The sequence below is a fragment of the Sulfitobacter sp. genome (genome assembly GCF_039977885.1).
GTDB lineage: Bacteria > Pseudomonadota > Alphaproteobacteria > Rhodobacterales > Rhodobacteraceae > Sulfitobacter.
Genome location: NZ_JBDWCI010000012.1, coordinates 464,385 through 482,083, shown reverse-complemented (window position 1 = coordinate 482,083; position 17,699 = coordinate 464,385). Strand labels below are relative to the sequence as shown.

Sequence of the window (17,699 nt, the reverse complement as noted above, 5' to 3'; positions counted from 1 at the left end):
AAAAATGAGCCCGCAGAACAAACCTTCACATCAAACCCATAGCAAACGCGACATCAAAGGCCAGATAAAGGCACTGGTCGCCGATCAACGCTATGACGAGATCGAGCAGCATCTGCTGGAGACTGCGCGGCTATTTTTCGTGGCGTTCAGTCATCCGGAAACCCAGTTCTGGATGCACGCCTACCGCTATTGCGAGGCCGCCTTCCCCCAAGAACAGGGGGCAGCGATAGCGCAAAGCATTCTGCACATGCTTAACGTGATGCGTACGACCCGCCCGCATACATTCAACTACACCGATCCTCGGTGCCGTGCGTGCAGTAAATTCCTCACACCCGAAGAGCGATACCTGATGCAAAGCTTCCGCCAAATCCGCGCAGGAAAAATGCAGCTCGCCCATATGAACGCGCTGTTGCTGTGTGAGGGAAAAGACCCGGCGCGTTTTCTACAAGCAACACAAGAGCTAGACCAGCGTTTCGCAAGCTTCGTCCACTAGCCACAAACAAGGCGGGGGCATAAGTTGCTGCATGCCCCCGCGACCTGAAGCAACATATCAAAACCACATAGCAAACAACCAGATACCGCGACGGCACCTGCGAGTGTAATATCTATGATACTCCGAAAATGAGTATAGCGGCCGGTGAGCCAAAACCAAACTACAGCGGAGTTTCGGAGACCACATGTATTACTCCGAGCGATATTTGTGGCAATATTTTCCTCCAAGATACTGGATCCTGCCACATCAAACCGGCCTGCCAGGCCCCTTCCCGCTTTAGAATAGCTAATTTTCCCTAGCGGTTTGTGGCCGCCATTTCACGGCGCATCCAGGCTACGAAAGCTGAAGCACCGGGCGTGATGCGTTCTATCGGTGGCGTTACGGTCAAATATTCCCCGAATGAAAGCGTGGCGTTTCCAAAGGGACGTGTAATCCACGCCTTCGACAACGCCTCTGCACCAATGATGCCGTCGTTGATCGCAAAACCCGAACCGGCCATCGCAAGGGAAAGGGCCGCCTGTGTACCCGAGGCGTAAATTGCGCGGCGCGGTTTGATCTGCTCTGCACCGACAGCAGCGAACCAACGCGCCCAAATCTCTCCGTCATCCTCGTGGATCAAGGTTTCGCCTTCCAAATCCTCTGGCACCATCTTGCGATCTGGCCCCGGAGCGCACACAGGAAACATTTCAAGGCGTGTTAATGTCTCGACACGCATGCCCTCAAATTGAGCGTTGTTGAAAACAACGGCCGCGTCGACCTGAGCCAGATCCGATGATGTTGCGGCCGATGCAACCCTCAACGAAAACGTCAAATCCGGGAACAGCTCCAGAAAGCGCGGCAAACGCGGCACCAGCCATTGAGAGCTGAAGGCCGAGGTTGCAAGAACTGTCAGGCTCGAGGAGAACGCATCCTCGCTTACTTGCGTGGCCGCTGCCGAAATCGCCTCAAGCCCTTGTTTCACTGCAATAAGAAAACGTTTCCCATCAGGTGTCAGCGCAAGGCGGCGTCTGTTTTCTTCAAACAGCGGACGCCCCAGAGCTTTCTCCAAAGTACGCACCTGATGGCTGACTGCACTTTGTGTCAGGTTCAGCTCTTCGCCTGCGCGCCGCATATTCAAATGCCGCGCTGCGGCTTCGAAGCCCTGTAGCGCATTAAGCGGGAGATGTTTTGAACCGATACGCATTAAGACAAATATTTTTTGTTGAATTCGGGAAATATCATCATTTTACACAAACCAATTTTGCTCGCAACCTTTTGGAAACCTCTAACATGACAGGAGCAGATTCGATGGAAGCCAGTTTCTCACGCCGCAAGCTCGTGGCACCCACCCGCATGCGTGAGCTAATGCAACGCTCCGATTTGCGCGGCGCGCTTCAGCTCGGCAGTCATTTTGGAGCTATCGTGGTCACAGGTGTCGCTCTCTGGACCCTATGGGGCACATGGTGGACGGTGCCCTTGTTCATGATGCATGGCGTGTTGCTTAATTTTCTCTACGCGGGCCAGCATGAATTGAGCCATGAGACCGTCTTTAGAACGAAATGGCTGAACGAGGCCTTTGGTCGTCTGATCGGTTTTTTGATGATCTTCCCCCGTGATTTCGACAAAATACAGCACTGGGCACATCATCAGCACACCCAAAACTGGGACAAGGACGGCGAATTGGTGCGCGAACCCTACACGCTACGCAGTTACCTGTTGTGGTTCTGGGGGCCGACCTATTGGTACTCGCGCGTAGCTCGCATCGTGCGCTTTTGCCGCGGCGTTGTGATCGAACCCTACATTCGTGAGGGCGAGCACGCAAAAGTCATCCGCGAAGGGCGCATTCACGCCGCACTTTATGCCGCCATCGCAGTTGTCTCACTGATCAGCGGCAGTTGGGCAGCTGTGATCTTGTGGATCGGACCTATGGTCGTGATGAAGCCCGTGCACCAGCTACAAAACACCATTGAACACCTTGGTCTCAGCCATAAAGACGACATTCTTGAAAATACGCGTTCGACGCGCACCAATGCGGTGATGCGCTGGCTGTGCTGGCAGATGCCCTATCACACCGCGCACCACACATTTCCCAGCGTGCCATTTTGGCAATTGGCCAACTTGGACGCCGAAATCCGCAACAGCGGCGCGGTCCCGTATAAAATGGGATGGATCGAATTCCAGATCGAAGTGCTGCGTAAGTTGGCATCGAAATCCGAAGACGAATACCCCTATGACGAGGTATGGATCGTTCCGCGTGCGAATGGCGGCACCCAGCGCATCGAGGCCGCATGAGACGCCTGCAAGTTTATCAATCGCTCTGGTCCATGCAGCCCCATGATGCATCCGGCGAGATGTTACCGCTGGACCGCATTGCCGGGATGGTCGCCGATGCAGGATACGCAGGTCTGGCGATTGATCTGGGCGCGTCGGATGTCGAGGTGGCCCATGCCATGCGACCCCACCTCGAGCGCGAAGGGCTGACGCCTATGATCGTGGCCTTTCCGCGGTCCGTTGAAAGCCTGCGTGAGACGCTGGTCATGGCACAGGATTTCGGCGCGCCATACGTGAATGTGGTCGGTCAGGTTTTCCCGCTCACGGTTGAGGGCGCGATCCCCGTCATTCGCAAGTGGATCGAAATGTCGGACCAGATCGGCATGCCGATCCACTTTGAAACACATCGCAACTGTATCACCAATGACCTCTTTGCGACGCTGTCGATGCTGGATGCCATCCCCGAGATGAGGCTGGCAGCAGATCTTTCGCATTACATGGTGGACCGCGAGTTCAAACTGCCGCTGGCCAAATGGGAGCGGGATTTGATGTCGCGGTGTCTGGCGCGCTCGGACAGCTTTCAGGGGCGGGTAGCAAGCCGCCAACAAATCCAGTTACAGATCGACTTTCCGCAGCACGCACAATGGGTTTCCCTGTTTCAAGAGTTCTGGCGCGAGGGGCTTGCTGACTGGCGTGCCCGTAATGCGCAGGGCGATGTCGTATTCCTGTGCGAACTCGGCCCGCCGGAATATGCGATGACCGGTGCGGATGGGCGCGAGATGTCGAACCGCTGGGAGGAAGCGCTCAAAATCAAGGCAATGGCCGAAAGTATATGGGCTGATTTGGGTGGGAATGCGTGACCGGTCGCAAGTCAATGCATAGGCTGGGAATGTCCCTATGACGACGAAAGATGCTCATATGACCAGTCGCAAACAGGCCGCGGAAATTTGTGCAACAGGTATCGGCAAGCGCTTTGGCACGTTCGATGCTCTCAAGGATATCTCCCTCACGATTGGTCGCGGAGAGTTCTTGACGTTTTTGGGCCCCTCTGGCTCTGGCAAATCGACCATGCTGATGGTGCTGGGCGGGTTCGAGCCCGCTTCCTCCGGGACCCTTTTGCTCGACGGTGTCGACGTGACCCACCAACCGGCCGAGGCGCGCGGATTTGGGATGATGTTTCAAGGCTATGCCCTGTTCCCCCATATGACCGTTGCGCAAAACATTGCCTTTCCGCTCAAAGTGCAGCGGCGGTCCGCCGGGCAGGTAAAACGGCGCACTGAAGAGATGATCGAGATGGTGGGCCTTGGCGGGCATGGCCATAAACGCCCCGCGGCCTTATCGGGTGGCCAGCAACAACGTGTGGCTCTGGCGCGTGCGCTCTCTTATGAGCCTCCTGTTCTTCTGCTCGACGAGCCATTTTCGGCGCTTGACCGGAATTTGCGCGGCCAGATGCAAGACGAAATGCGCCGCATCCATCGAGACACCGGAACGACATTTGTCTTTGTCACCCACGACCAGTCCGAGGCGCTGGCCCTGTCCAGCCGCATCGCTATTTTCAGCGCTGGTACATTACAGCAAGTCGCCACACCCCGCGAGATATACGAGCGCCCAGTCAACCGATTTGTTGCGGAGTTTCTGGGCGACATCAATATCCTTCCCCTTCAGGACGTAAAGCAAAGCAGCACGAGCACGGCCGCGTGTTTTGAAGGATCGATCCTCCATGCAACGCCAGATGCCGGCACGCCAACTTCCCTACTGGCGATCCGCCCCGAACATATGTCGATCACTTCATCCCCCCCCGAGCAAGGCAACGCCATTCCGGCGAAAATTGCAGATGTGACCTATATGGGGGCCGAGACACGACTGTCGGTCCTGACCCCCGCGGGCCAAGCGCTGACTTTGACCGCAGGAACAGAATACATGTCCACCCCCTTGCAAGCGGGCAACGATATCTGGGTCAGTTGGCCCAAGGAACGCGGCGTCTTTCTATAAATAATTACAAGATAACAGACCGGAAAACGGCATCCTTTTATCCAACGGAGAAAAAACATGAACGATCCCTTTATAAAAGACAGCATTGAAATTCTGGCGGACAAAGCCCGCAATGGGCGCATTTCGCGCCGCCAGTTCACCCAATTGGCCGCAGGTTTTTTGGGTACCACAGCGTTGGCGACCACCGGCATGCCGGTGATGGCTGCCGACGGTCAATTGGTGTTTGTAAACTGGGGCGGAGATGCCATGACTGCATATGACACCACCATGGGCGCCCCCTTCACCGAGGCGACCGGCATCAAGGTCCTGCAAGACGGGTCCGGCCCGACTGAAGGTTCTATGAAGGCACAAGCCGAAAGTGGTAGCCCCAGCTGGGACATCTGCGATGCGGACCCGTTTTCAGCACAAGCGCTTGGCAAACAGGGCCTGATGGAAGAGATCGACTATAACGTCGTCGACCCCGCGAAATCGCGCGAAGGATTTGGATGGGAATACGCGGCTTCCACCTACTTCTTTTCTTATGTCATCGCCTATGACAGCACGCAATTTGACACACCTCCGACCAGCATGGCGGATTTCTTTGATGTCGAAAAATTCCCCGGCAAACGCGCAATGTATAAATGGGGTGCAGGCATGTGGGAGGCTTTGCTACTAGGCGACGGCGTGGCCCGCGATGCCCTTTATCCGCTGGATCTGGAGCGTGCGCATGCAAAACTCGAGGCGTTCAAGGAAAATGTCGTCGCATTTTGGGGCGGCGGTGCCGAAAGCCAGTCTTTGATGCTGAACGGCGATGCCTCAATGGCACTAGTCTGGTCCACCCGCGCCAAGATCCTCGAAGAGGACTCAGAGGGTGATATCAAGTTTATCTGGGATGACGGTCTCATCTCGCCCGGCTCTATGGCGGTGATCAAGGGCAACCCTGCGGGCCGCGACGTAGCCATGCAGTATATTGCCGCGGCTCAAGACCCTGAAAAGCAGCTCAAGATGTTTGAATTGGTTGGGCAAGGTCCCAGCAATCCGGCAGCGGATGCGCTGGTACCGGAGGAACTCAAACGCTTTAGTCCGGCGGATCCTGCCAACTTCTCCAAACAAGCCGCGCTTGATATGGGCTGGTATGAGGACAACTATGGCGCAGCACTGGATGCCTATCTTGGCATCGTGTCAGCATAAGGGCTTGGGTGCCACAGCATTGTCTGTGGCACCCGTCATATGATGTCCCCGTCCTTGCGCACCTGCATTCTCATTGGCCCGCTGATCCTGTTTCTGGCGGTCTGCTACTTGCTGCCGTTCATCGGCATCTTGGGGTGGAGCGTAACCCTCCCCGAACCCGGCATTGGTCAATATGAAACCGCCCTGACCGACCCGTTGGTGCATTCCGTCGCGTGGCGGACCTTGCGCATCTGTGCGCTGGTGACCGTGTTCTCGGTTATTGCCGCCTATACGGTTTCGCTGGTCTGGGTGCGTGGCAGCCCCCTGCAGCGCATGCTGGTCGAGCTGTGTATCTTGATCCCCTTCTGGATATCGGTCTTGACCCGCGCATTCGGCTGGCTGTCACTTTTGTCAAATCGGGGGATCATCAATACATTTTTGCGAGATATCGGCCTGATTGATGCGCCCTTGGCGCTTGTGCGCAATGATTTCGGTGTCGTGATTGGTATGGTGCATTTTCTCATTCCTTTCGCCGTCTTCCCCATCGCTTCTGCCATGCGCAGTGTGGACGAGCGTGCCTTGATGGCCGCGCGCGGCATGGGTGCGGGACGCAAACGCATATTTTGGCAAATATTTGTGCCCATGACGATGACCGGTATCATAGGGGCCGCGCTGATCGTCTTCGTGTTTGCGCTTGGCTTTTTCGTCACCCCCGCAATCCTTGGGGGCGGACGTAGTGTGATGATCGCCGAGCTGATCTATCTACGTATCTTTCAAAGCCCGAATTGGGGTCTGGCCGCCGCAATTAGCGTGCTGATGATGCTCGCCGTAGGCATGTTCCTGTCGGCCCTCATGCGTCATCTTTCTCCAAGGTCTAACCAATGAAGAGCCGCTTGAGCCCCATAGCCGTTATCTGTGCTGCCTTTGTAGGCGCCTTTCTGCTGCTCCCCCTCATCGCGGTTATACCTGTGTCCTTCACGCCCAAGCGGTTTCTCTCCTTGCCGGAAGATGTTTGGTCACTGCGCCATTACGAGGCGTTGATCGACAAGCCGCAATGGTTAGAGGCCACTCTGACCTCTGTGCAAATTGCCGCCCTGTCGGGGCTGCTGGCAACCAGTCTTGCATTCGCCTTTAGCCTCGGGATCTGGATGATGCGCCCGCGGTATGCCGGATTGCTGATTGGCATTGCGTTGTTACCGATGGTGGCGCCACCGGTTGTCTCGGCCTTGACGCTGTATTTCTTCCTCATTTTGATCGGCAAGGTGAATTCACTGATAGGGTATGACAATATGGCTGGGGTTGTACTCTCACATACGGTGATGATCGTTCCCTTCGCGGTGATCTTGATCTCGGTCTCGCTCGCACAGGTGGATCGACGCATTGATCTGGCGGCACGGGCCATGGGCGCAGGTCTGCTCACGCGTATCTTCGTCGTGCTTCTACCCAACATCCGCTTTGCGGTTCTTACGGCATTTTTTCTGACCTTTGTGCTGTCATGGGAGGAAATCGGCGTAACGATTTTCATCACCTCCGTGCAGGTAATAACCTTGCCGCGCTTGATGTGGATGGGGTTGCGGGACAACATTGATCCGGCGATTGCAGCAGCATCGGTGGTACTGATCGCCATCGTGGCACTTGTTATCGTCTCTCGTGCGATCCTAACCGCTATTTTCGCAAACGAACGCCCTCACGAGTAAATATTCATTCCCCTTCTTTGCCCAATCACAAGAAAGGTCAGCACCATGACAGACGCTCCGATCTCATTCCAACCCGTGTCTGCTATGGAGGTTCCGCGGTTTGCGGGCGTGCCTACATTTATGCGTATGCCTTTTGTCCCGCTCGAGTCCCCGCATATCGCGCAGGTCGATATAGGACTGGTCGGCGTGCCTTGGGACACGGGCACAACCAACCGGCCCGGCGCGCGCCACGGGCCGCGTCAATTGCGTGACTTGTCCACCATGATCCGCGCCCGCCACCCTGTATCGGGAATGGAACCGTTTGGTACGCGCAATTGTGCAGACCTTGGCGATTGCCCGGTCAATCCTGCTGACACCGTGGATACGCTTGATCGGGTCACCGCTTACTTCAAATCACTCAAATCTGCGGGCATTACGCCTTTGGTGGCAGGTGGCGACCACCTTATCACTTTGCCGGTGCTGCGCGGATTGGCTCAAGACGGCCCTCTTGGACTAGTGCAGTTTGATGCACATACTGATCTCTTTGATAGCTATTTCTCAGGGTGCAAATTCACCCATGGCACCCCATTTCGACGGGCTATCGAGGAAGGCCTGATAGATCCTAAACGCATGATCCAGATCGGCATCAGAGGCACGCGCGGCGGCGACGATGTGGAATGGGGTTTGGAGCAAGGAATACGGATCGTCACCATCGAAGAACTCTACGACCTAGGACTGGATGCGGTAATGGCAGAAGCCCGCAGCATTGTAGGCGACAAACCAACCTATCTGACTTTTGACATCGACAGCATCGACCCGTCTTTTGCGCCGGGTACAGGCACCCCCGAAATTGGTGGATTTACCACTTTCGAGGCGCAGAAAATGGTGCGCCAGTTGTCGGGACTAAACCTCGTGGGTGCTGATGTAGTTGAAGTCAGCCCCCCCTTCGATCCGTCAGGCGGCACCGCTTGGGTCGGTGTGTCGATGATGTTCGAAATGTTGTGTTTGTTGTGTGAGTGAACTTGGGTGCAAGTGCAGCCATTCAGCATTTCCGATAGTGTTCCCGCTGCTTGCGATTGCCTGCAATTCACTTGGCGTGCTTCATCATGTCAGGGCGCGCCAGCACTCGACGCCGCCAGCCCTTTATTTCAGAGCGGGCTGGGACTGGCTCATCTCATATCGAAACTGTGCCGCTTACAATATCGCCCTCTGGTTTGATCTTAATATCTAAGCCGCGCAAAACTATTAAACTTGCGCGGGGACATTGGACAAAACCGCAAGGCGACCGCTTGGCAATATCCATCAAGTTTTCTTTGTTGGCATGGATATAGGATGTTGTTTTGGGAAAAACTACACTCCAGTGTGGAGTTTTATGGCGGACAGACAGGGATTCGAACCCTGGAGACGGTCTCCCGCCTACACACTTTCCAGGCGTGCGCCTTCGACCACTCGGCCACCTGTCCGTTGGGCGTCTTTAACAAGCCTGAGCATCAAAGTGCAAGCCCGAAAATGGCCTAAAGCGCTGTAAAAAATCAGCTGTCCAGATGAAGGTAGATACGGCGGTTCATACCGCCCTTTTTTTCGATCTTGCCCAAGCGCAACGCACCGATCTCGCCAGTACGTGCGACATGGGTGCCGCTGCAAGGTTGCAGATCAATCCAGTCGCTTTCTTCACCGATGCGAACCAGCCTGATATCGCCTGCCCCGCGCGGTGGCTTTACCGCCATTGTCCTGACCAGCTGCGGGGCCGCAACCAGCTCGGCTTCGCTGATCCAGCCATCGCTGACGCGGGCGTCCTGTTCGACAAAATCATTGAGCGCCTGTTCCAGTGCCTCGCGGTCATCAGGGGCGTCGGGCATGTTGAAATCAAGCCGCCCGTAAGTGGCCGATATCGCCCCGCCTGTTACCGCGAAAGGCACTGCGACCGACAGAAGGTGAAGCGCCGTGTGCACGCGCATATGTTTGTGCCTCCGGTCCCAATCCAGATGCTGCATCAGGTGGGCACCGACAGGCGGCAGGGCAACGGGTTCGGAAGGGACAAGGACGATCTGACGTCCCTCCCCCTTAACCGCCGTAGCGATGGGAAGACGCGAACTCCCCCACTCAAGCCAGCCGCTGTCGCCCGGTTGCCCACCACCCGTGGGATAAAAAACCGTAGCTTCCAGCACCACACCGCCTTCGGCTGTATGGGCTACAACATGCGCTTGGGCATCGCGCATATAAGGATCATCGCGAAACAACATACGGGTCATTGATCACCGTCCCCGTCCGGATCGCCGTCTGTCGGGTCGGGCTGTGGTACAGACCCCTTGCTGGCGGGCGCTGCCTCCGCGCCCTCCTCCGCCGCGGGTCGGGCCGCTGGTACCGGGGGCTGTAGCACTTCGGGATTACGCAGCCAGACATCCTGCTGAGGAAAGGGAATCTCGATCCCTTCTTCGGCAAAGCGGCGGGCAATTTCGTGGTTCACATCGTTTTTCACCGAGTTGATCCAGCTGATATCACGCAGGAAAATACGGATTTCAAAATCCAGAGACGAAGCGCCAAAGCTCAGGAATAGAACCTGTACTTCGGGGATAGCCAACGCCATGGGCTGCGCATTCGCGATCTCGAGCAGGATTTTTTCGACTTTGCGTGTATCGGTACCGTAAGCCACGCCTACCGGAATAATCACACGGCCCAGCGTATTGCCCCGTGTGTAGTTAATGACCGTGCCGCTCACCAGATCGGCGTTAGGTACGATCACATCGGTACGGTCGAAGGTTTCGATCCGTGTAGAGCGCACCGAGATGTCGCGCACATAACCCATCTGGCCGCCAGTAACCTCGATCCAGTCGCCCTCTGATATCGGGCGTTCAATCAACAAGATGATCCCCGAAACAAAATTGGACACGATGTTTTGCAAACCGAAACCGATCCCGACCGATAATGCACCAGCCACGATAGCAAGGGAGCTTAGATCAATGCCCGCACCGGTGATCGCTGCAAGGGCGGCGAGGAAAATACCGACATAACCCACGCCAGACACGATGGCGTTCTGGCCGCCTTTGTCGATCCGGGTCTTGGGCAGGACATTGGACTTTAAAGCCCCTTGTGCCAAACGGGTGGCAAAATAGCCCACCGTAAAAATCAGCGCAAATGCCAGAAAATCCGTAGGCGATATGCGCGAGTTACCGATTTCAAAACCACGACGAAAACCGGTCCAGATCTCTGTCAAATCAGCAACACGAGCCCCCCAAGCCAGTGCCAGAACTGGCAAGGCAAGCAAAAGCAGGAAAAGCCCCAGAAAGATCGGGAACAAGGCTTCGCGAGCCTGTTTGCCCTGCCCCGTGATGGCACCATAAACATCCGCCCCGAACCGCTGGAGCGCCAACACCAGCCCCAGAATGGCAAGGGTCAGAACCGTCGGGCGCAGGATGTAGGTCGCCGCATTGTAATAGCCTGTGGCCTGTAGCAATGGCGCAAGAACCGCCACAATAACCGCCAATGTCCCGAGGCTGCGCACCAAACGCCCCATCGTGCTGGCGCGGGTCATTTCGTCGTCGTTATCCTCAGGCTCAGGGTTATAACGCCGCAAGACCAGACCGATGCAAAACACCCCGATGGCGATCAGCACCGTTAGCGGGAAGCTGGCGACGGTTGTGGACACCGTATCACCGCCGCTCAGCTTTAAAACGCGCATCAGCAGGGTGTTGCAAACAATCATCAAGGTGACCATGCTGACATAAAACCGCGCTTCGCGGCGGTCTTTGGCCGGTAGCGTGATCAGTGCCTCGTCGTCTTCACGGGCGAACACCTGATCCGCCACCCAGCGAAAGCCCAACATGACCCCGCCCAGATAGGGGATCAACGCAACCAGATCATCCCCGCGCGCGCCCAGATACCCCGTCGCCTGCGCAGCATAGGCCAGCAGGTACAAACCCAAGAGCGGGAATGCGATGCGCAGCAGCGACACAATAAAACGCCACACGTTTAGGCCACGCGTCCCGATCTTGCGCAGGCCGCTTACAATAATATTCGACCACAAACGTCCGCGGGCGATCAGGATAAGCCCTGCGATTGTCGCAAAAACGATGAGCGGCAGATTGCGCAGCAGCGCCGCACGGCGCTCTTTTGCGCCGGCTGGGTCCAAATGGTTCCAAAGCTCTGAAAAGGCCGTCTTTATGGAACTGATCGCAACGGGCCAATGAACCGGATTGATCGGGCTTTCGACCACTTCGAACAATGCCTGCGTCTGGCGTGTCCGCAAAATTCTGTCGATCTCCTCAACCAGCCCGTTTGCCCGGGTAAATCCGGTTTCAGCGACTTGGACAGGCGCGGTAAGCACCCCAAGCTGGGCCTCCAGATCTTTGCGGCTGGCGGTAATATCAGCGGGTTCAACAGCGGTTTCGCCATCGGTTGACGTGGTGGGCTCCAGCTGTGCGATCTGGTCGCGCAAACTGGCGATCCGACTGGCGTTAGCACCGCTAGCCTGTGAAAACTGACTGCGATATGAAACGATTTCATCGCGCAGCCTCTCAAGCACCTCATCGCTGGTATCGGCATCATCCACCGCAGCTTCGGCACTTTCAGCCAGCTTGCCCCATGCGGCCATATCGATGGCCGAATTCTCCTGCGCGAAGGCAAATGTCGTGCAGAGTAAAAGCAGGCTGGCAATCGCGGCCAGCCGTTTGATAATCGCGGTCATTGCGCCTCGTACATCACCGGCAGATCGGCGGCGTCGCGATCCAGCCACTCGGGAACGGGTAATCCTTTTTCACGCAGGAACGCGGGATTGAACAATTTTGTCTGATAGCGGGTGCCATAGTCGCACAGGATGGTCACGATGCTATGGCCCGGCCCCATATCGCGCGCCATGCGGATCGCACCCGCAATATTGACGCCCGAAGACGCGCCCAGGCACAGCCCCTCATTGGCCAGCATGTCAAAAACGATTGGCAGCGCTTCTGAATCGGAGACATTACACGCGAAATCCGGGGTGAACCCCTCAAGGTTACGGGTGATGCGCACCTGCCCGATGCCCTCTGCGATCGAGCCCCCCTCGGTGGCGAGCTCTCCTGTGGTGTAATAGCTATAAAGCGCAGCCCCGTCCGGATCAGCAATGCCGATCTTCACGCTCTTGGGCTGAAGCGCCATGCCCACACCGGCCAATGTCCCCCCCGAGCCTACAGCACAGATAAAGCCGTCAACCTTACCGCCCGTCTGTTCCCAGATTTCGGGGCCGGTTGTCTCGATATGGGCTTGGCGGTTGGCGGTATTGTCAAACTGGTTGGCCCAGATCACGCCCTCATTGGTCGTGCGCGCCAGCTCTTTGGCCAGTCGTTCGGAGTAATGGATAAAGTTGTTGGGATTGCGGTAAGGTGCCGCGGGCACTTCAACCAGCTCGGCCCCGGCAAGGCGCAACATCTGCTTTTTCTCATCCGATTGCGTTTCAGGGATAACAATCACAGTTTTGAACCCCATCGAGGCGCCCACAAGCGCAAGACCGATGCCGGTATTGCCTGCTGTGCCTTCCACGATGGTCCCGCCCGGTTTGAGCTCCCCGCGCGCGATGGCGTCGCGGATGATGAACAAGGCCGCGCGATCCTTGACCGATTGGCCCGGATTCATGAACTCGGCCTTGCCGTAAATGTCACAGCCCGTAAGCGCGCTGGCCGCGCGCAATTTGATCAGGGGCGTATTGCCCACTGCGTATTCCAGATCGCGCGCTACATGCATGACAAAACCCTCACTTGTGTTCTTTAAACAGGTGTATCCTCGCCGCTCTCGGACCTCAACCTGCTTCGGTGATGGGCCAGCCAATAAGCCAGCAACGTCAGAGGCGTATTCGCCAATGCCTGACGTTCCGCCATTGCGATAAATTCATCCAATGGAATCAAGCGCGAGCGGATGTCTTCATGCTCTGTAGCCAGCCCGCCCAAGCCCGCAATTTTTTCTGGCAGATCCGCCAGCCCCACAAAAATATGAAAATAGCCGGTTGAATCGCCCGGGCTGGGATAGCCACGCGCAACAATCTCGAGCCGCTGAATATCAAGCCCCGCCTCTTCTTGCGCTTCACGCAGCGCGGCCTCTTCGGCGGTTTCACCGGGATCAATACGGCCTGCGACAGGTTCCAAATGCCACACTTCGGAATCGCCACGCCCCAGCGGCCCCATGCGCATCTGCTCTACCACCAGCACACAATCGCGCACCGGATCATAAGGCAGCACCAATGCCGCGTCCCCTGCGATAAAATAGGACCGCGCCAGTTCGGGCGACCATGTGCCGTCAAAACGCGAATGGCGCAGGTCAACTTCGTTTACTGCAAAATAGCCGGTGTAGGCGCGACGCTGCGCGATGATCTCGATCTCGCCTGCGCGTACAGCTTGCCCCGCGTGGGTTTGCCCACCTAGAACCCGCGACCATGCCCGCCCGCGGATTTGCGGGAAATGCGCGGCAACCTGATCACGGGTCAGGCTGCCATAATGGCCCATCACCTCTACAGCGGCATGGCACGACATTTCGCCCCAGCGCGCGCACCAATCCTCGAAATCCCACGGTCCTTGCTGCTCCCACCGATCGGGCGCACAAATATAAACCTGCGCCATCGTCCCGCTCTCAAGCACGACCTCAACCAGATCATAGTCAAAGCCGCCTTCGTAAAAATCAAGCCGCGCGATATCTTGCGCGGTGAGCCCCGTCACGACCAAGCCATCAGCACGCGCGCCCTGCTTGGCAATCAATGTCGGAAACGGCCCTTCGGCAACACGGTGCACGCCGTAGTCGTTCAAAACAGCATCTTGAATGGCAATCCCGTCAGCCTTGTGCCCCAAAACGATCTCGAGCAGCGGCTTGTGGCGCAATGTGCCGTAGAAAAACAAACTGTCGGTCAATGCCTTAGCGCCATGTCTTTGCAGCATATTCTGTAGCCAACCCGACAACCACCGCACCAACAAGCGCGGCAAGCAACATAGGAACCGTGGCAATCATATACGCAAACTCCGATGCGATCAGGAAGATGCCGGCAATCGCTTCCATCGGGCCGTCATACCGGTTGCGCATCGCAAGGCGGAACATTTCATAGCACGCATGCGTGCCAATCGTCCAAATGAACAAAAGCGCCGTGCCTGTCAGCCCGTTGTTGATCCCCGGCACCAAGCCGCGCCCGCCACGGCTGCCGACCGCGACCCAGCCAACGCACAGGCCGATAAAAGCATTCACATAATTAAAATATCCGAAATCAGTACCTTCAGGCATCAACGGCCGCACCAGATCCGACAGGATATAGGCGAGAGCGGCCATTAATATCGCGGCAACTAGTCGTGCAGCTGTGGGCATAGAGGAGTTCCTTTGATCCGCACCGCGCCAAGGATTAGCCCGGTTTGCGTACCGTAATCTGCGTCACGTCGCAATTTCCACTATCAAATGTTGCAGCGCAAGAAGTGAGGTAAAAATTCCACATCCGCTTGAACCGCTCATCAAAGCCCAATGCGGCAATCTCTTCCCAGCGATCGTTGAATGTCTGATGCCAGCGGCGCAGCGTGATGTCGTAGCTTTTGCCGAACTCTACTGATTTCTCGACATGCAAACCCGCTTTTGTGATCTGTTCGCGCAAAATCACAGGACTGGGCAGCATGCCGCCCGGGAAAATGTATTTTTGAATAAAATCGACGCCGCGCTTGTAGACATGCCAGCGACGGTGAGCGACCGTAATGATCTGGAACGTCGCCGTCTTCCCTGGTTTGAGCCTGTCGCGCACGGTCTGGAAATAGGTCGGCCAATATTGCTCGCCCACGGCTTCGAACATCTCGATGCTAGCGATGCCGTCATAAACGCCTGTCTCGTCGCGGTAATCTTGCAACTTGATCTCAACAACATCGGAAAGACCTGCCTTTTCAATGCGATCTACCGCATACTTAAACTGTTCCTCAGAGATCGTAAGACAGGTCACCCGCAGGCCACGCTGACCTGCGGCGTATTCTGCAAAACCGCCCCAGCCACAGCCGATCTCGAGCACATGATCGCCGGCGGCCACCCCCATTTCATCCACCATGGATTTATATTTCTCGATCTGGGCGGATTCCATGCTTTGCTGTGGATCGCGGAAAATCGCGCTGGAATAACTCATCGTTTCATCCAGCCACAGGCCGTAAAAATCATTGCCCAGATCGTAGTGGAAAGAGATGTTTTTGCGGGCCTGCTTTTTGGAATTACGCTGCAACCAAAATCGCAACTGCTCGAACCGACGCACAAGGCCCATACCCGGGAAGCCGTCATAGACATCTTCATTGTCCGCATGGATGAAATCCATAAAGGCCTGTAAATCAGGTGTGCTCCACCAGCCATCCAGATAGGCATCGCAAAATCCGAGATCCCCCTCCCGGATCAGCCGCGCAAAAAGATCCGCATTATGAATGTCGATCTCGGCGATGGGCCCCGGGTTTTCACCTTCTGCGCGAAACCGGCGGCCATCAGGCAAAACAAAATTAATCTGGCCATAGCGCAGCGATGAGGCCATGCCCATAACCCGCGCAAAATAACGCGGCAGGTTTTTCTGGCCATGCGTAGAGGTCAAAATCATTCAATAGTCCATTCTGTCTGTCGTCGATAATATTCTAGGGTCGGTTTTTCGGAAAAAACAACTAGAACCCTCTGTTTTCATAGGCGTGCAACGCCCGCTTTCGCCCATCGGCGACATCAACAACAGGGTCGGGATAAAGATCATCAGCTGCCATCGGCCAGCTTTGCGGGATCGCGTCGAAATACGACAATGCCGTATCGCTTGGGTCCTGCATGCCTTCGGCAATCCATCGGCCCGTATAATCGCGATTTTTATCAAACTTATCCAGCTGCGTGACCGGATTGAAAACACGAAAATATGGCGTCGCGTCAGGACCCGATCCAGCCGACCACTGCCACCCCATAGCGTTGGCTGCCGGATCCCAGTCTATCAGGCAGTCTTCGAACCATTTTTGCCCGATACGCCAATGGCATAGCAGATGTTTGGTAAGATAGCTGGCCACAATCATACGACCGCGGTTATGCATGCGCCCCGTGACATACATCTCTCGCATGGCCGCATCGACAAAGGGAATGCCCGTGCGTCCTTGCTTCCATGCCTTTACCTCGGCGCGCCGTTCATCCTCGTTCCAATCGAACGCTTGCCATTCCTCGCGCCAGTTTTCGGTCAGGATGCGGGGCGTGTGATGCATCAGATGGTAGGCAAACTCACGCCAGACGAGTTCTTTGAGAAAAACCTCCGCATCGCCTTTTCCCTCGTGCAATGCGCGTTGGCCTGCGTGCCAACACTGATGCGGGCTTATTTCACCCAGCGCGAGGTTTTCACTCAGACAAGAAGTCCCATCCACCCCCGGCAAGTCCCGGGTAGTATTGTATTTATCCACCTTTTCTCCCAGAAACACGGCCAGACGGTTCTGTGCTGCTTCCTCGCCCAATTGCACATAGGGGCGCAATACATCCGCGCCGCGCCGCATCGCAGCAGCCATCCGCCAATCCTCTAGGGCATCTGACGCGGGCCAGCTTTGTGGCGGGTTCATCGTTGAGGGCGCAGCCAGCGGTGCCTCGACGTCGCGGGTTTTAACCGCACGCCAGAAAGGCGTGTAGACCTTGTAATAGCCGCCTGTCTTGGTCTCGACGGTCCAGGGCTCAAACATCAGATGCCCGCCGAAGGACCGCGCCTCGACCCCTTGTTCGCGCAGCGCCTCTTTCGTTGCCGTGTCACGCTTGATCGCATCGGGATCATATTGCCGGGTCCAGAACACGGCCCCCGCGCCTGTTTCGTCGACCAGCTTGCGCAACTCGGTCAAGGCATCACCGCGCCGCAGGATCAGACGGCTGCCCCGCTGCTCGAGCGTCTTGCCGAAATGTTCAAGCCCCAGACCAAGCCGGAATTTTGGGGCCGCGCCCAAGGTTTCACATTGCGGATCAAGAATAAAAACCGGGATGACAGAGCGCCCGCTCTCAACAGCAGCAGTAAGCGCGGGATGGTCACTAAGCCGGAGGTCACGGCGCAACCACAGCAGTACGGGAGATTTATCGCTCAACAATATCAGCCTTTTCTTAACACATTGGGAGTGAGTTAGCTCACCACCGCAAGGATCAAGGCATACCAGCTACAAAACATCCATCAGAGCAGTCGAAAA

16 protein-coding genes and 1 tRNA gene are annotated in these 17,699 nt (G+C 56.4%); 8 read left to right on the top strand and 9 right to left on the bottom strand.

Annotated features, from left to right (window positions below; genetic code table 11):
• Positions 1-4: 4 nt before the first annotated feature.
• Entirely contained in the window at positions 5-493 is a 489-nt protein-coding gene (locus ABJM03_RS10695) for a hypothetical protein (RefSeq protein ID WP_348417375.1), read from the top strand.
• A 295-nt stretch (positions 494-788) separates the two neighbouring features.
• Here the strand turns inward: ABJM03_RS10695 and ABJM03_RS10690 are convergent, their stop codons facing one another.
• Positions 789-1,676 (bottom strand): LysR substrate-binding domain-containing protein, encoded by an 888-nt coding sequence (locus ABJM03_RS10690; protein WP_348417374.1) that lies wholly within the window; start codon positions 1,674-1,676, stop codon positions 789-791.
• Between the two features lie 86 nt (positions 1,677-1,762).
• Here ABJM03_RS10690 and ABJM03_RS10685 point away from each other — a divergent pair, with 86 nt between their 5' ends.
• The 7 genes from ABJM03_RS10685 to speB are packed head-to-tail and all read left to right on the top strand — an operon-like array spanning position 1,763 to position 8,580.
• Positions 1,763-2,764, top strand: a complete 1,002-nt coding sequence (locus ABJM03_RS10685) for a fatty acid desaturase (RefSeq protein WP_348417373.1) — start codon at positions 1,763-1,765, stop codon at positions 2,762-2,764.
• A complete protein-coding gene (locus tag ABJM03_RS10680) occupies positions 2,761-3,603 on the top strand; it encodes a sugar phosphate isomerase/epimerase (protein WP_348417372.1) in 843 nt (280 codons plus the stop codon). The genes ABJM03_RS10685 and ABJM03_RS10680 overlap by 4 nt, the downstream gene beginning before the upstream one ends.
• Positions 3,604-3,640: 37 nt before the next feature.
• Positions 3,641-4,735, top strand: coding sequence for an ABC transporter ATP-binding protein (locus ABJM03_RS10675; protein WP_348417371.1), 1,095 nt, complete (start codon positions 3,641-3,643; stop codon positions 4,733-4,735).
• 57 nt (positions 4,736-4,792) lie between these two features.
• On the top strand, positions 4,793-5,905 hold the full coding sequence (locus ABJM03_RS10670; protein ID WP_348417370.1) for an ABC transporter substrate-binding protein: 1,113 nt from the start codon (positions 4,793-4,795) through the stop codon (positions 5,903-5,905).
• A gap of 39 nt (positions 5,906-5,944) precedes the next feature.
• Positions 5,945-6,769, top strand: coding sequence for an ABC transporter permease (locus tag ABJM03_RS10665; protein ID WP_348417369.1), 825 nt, complete (start codon positions 5,945-5,947; stop codon positions 6,767-6,769).
• Positions 6,766-7,581 carry an ABC transporter permease gene (locus ABJM03_RS10660; protein WP_348417368.1) on the top strand — a complete coding sequence of 272 codons (816 nt, stop codon included), beginning with the start codon at positions 6,766-6,768 and terminating at the stop codon, positions 7,579-7,581. Before ABJM03_RS10665 ends, ABJM03_RS10660 begins: the two co-directional genes overlap by 4 nt.
• A 45-nt stretch (positions 7,582-7,626) precedes the next feature.
• Positions 7,627-8,580: an agmatinase gene (speB, locus tag ABJM03_RS10655; protein WP_348417367.1), complete on the top strand. Its 954-nt coding sequence runs from the start codon at positions 7,627-7,629 to the stop codon at positions 8,578-8,580.
• A 353-nt stretch (positions 8,581-8,933) separates the two neighbouring features.
• Here the strand turns inward: speB and ABJM03_RS10650 are convergent.
• From ABJM03_RS10650 to ABJM03_RS10615, 8 genes are all read right to left on the bottom strand, one after another.
• Positions 8,934-9,023 (bottom strand) — tRNA-Ser (locus tag ABJM03_RS10650).
• A 69-nt stretch (positions 9,024-9,092) separates the two neighbouring features.
• On the bottom strand, positions 9,093-9,812 hold the full coding sequence (locus ABJM03_RS10645) for an alanyl-tRNA editing protein (protein ID WP_348417366.1): 720 nt from the start codon (positions 9,810-9,812) through the stop codon (positions 9,093-9,095).
• Positions 9,809-12,244, bottom strand: a complete 2,436-nt coding sequence (locus ABJM03_RS10640) for a DUF3772 domain-containing protein (RefSeq protein WP_348417365.1) — start codon at positions 12,242-12,244, stop codon at positions 9,809-9,811. Before ABJM03_RS10640 ends, ABJM03_RS10645 begins: the two co-directional genes overlap by 4 nt.
• Positions 12,241-13,275, bottom strand: coding sequence for a cysteine synthase A (locus ABJM03_RS10635; protein WP_348417364.1), 1,035 nt, complete (start codon positions 13,273-13,275; stop codon positions 12,241-12,243). Before ABJM03_RS10635 ends, ABJM03_RS10640 begins: the two co-directional genes overlap by 4 nt.
• 23 nt (positions 13,276-13,298) lie before the next feature.
• On the bottom strand, positions 13,299-14,429 hold the full coding sequence (locus ABJM03_RS10630; protein WP_348417363.1) for an NUDIX domain-containing protein: 1,131 nt from the start codon (positions 14,427-14,429) through the stop codon (positions 13,299-13,301).
• 4 nt (positions 14,430-14,433) lie between these two features.
• Positions 14,434-14,874, bottom strand: coding sequence for a TrgA family protein (locus tag ABJM03_RS10625; protein WP_348417362.1), 441 nt, complete (start codon positions 14,872-14,874; stop codon positions 14,434-14,436).
• 34 nt (positions 14,875-14,908) lie between these two features.
• Positions 14,909-16,117, bottom strand: a complete 1,209-nt coding sequence (locus ABJM03_RS10620; protein ID WP_348417361.1) for a cyclopropane-fatty-acyl-phospholipid synthase family protein — start codon at positions 16,115-16,117, stop codon at positions 14,909-14,911.
• A gap of 61 nt (positions 16,118-16,178) precedes the next feature.
• The gene (locus ABJM03_RS10615) at positions 16,179-17,600 is read right to left on the bottom strand and encodes a deoxyribodipyrimidine photo-lyase (protein WP_348417360.1); all 1,422 of its coding nucleotides are present in this window, start codon (positions 17,598-17,600) and stop codon (positions 16,179-16,181) included.
• Positions 17,601-17,699 lie beyond the last annotated feature (99 nt).